The sequence below is a fragment of the Vallitalea maricola genome, from assembly GCF_036985595.1.
GTDB classification, from domain to species: Bacteria; Bacillota; Clostridia; order Lachnospirales; family Vallitaleaceae; genus Vallitalea; species Vallitalea maricola.
Genome location: NZ_BTPU01000453.1, coordinates 1 through 349, shown reverse-complemented (window position 1 = coordinate 349; position 349 = coordinate 1). Strand labels below are relative to the sequence as shown.

Below are 349 nucleotides of genomic sequence, written 5' to 3'. Positions count from 1 at the left end.
TTTAATTTCACTCGTTGGATAAGCTTTCGATTTTTTTATATCTATTCCCCAGTATTTATCTTGATCACTAGTAATATCAATCTTTATCCTCACCAACTTATGAGCATCAGTTGCTTGATGTAACCCCCACCACGTGCCATAAATTAGCAATCGATTCTCTCTATAAAGATAAAATCCTTGTGACCTAATATATCCCTCTTTTGTAGCATAATACTCATAATCATTTTGCGCAATTTTGGAATGATGAGGTAAAATGTATGGCTGTATTATTATTTGTTCATCATGCAAAAATATTATCTCATCAGGAATTTGTTGTGTAGCTGGATGACTCCTGTTAAAAGGATCAAAC

Annotated in this window: 1 pseudogene; it reads right to left on the bottom strand. The window is 33.0% G+C overall.

Features of this window, described 5'->3' with window-relative positions:
- Positions 1–349, bottom strand: a pseudogene (locus AACQ14_RS24610) (ATP-binding protein); the annotation flags it as partial.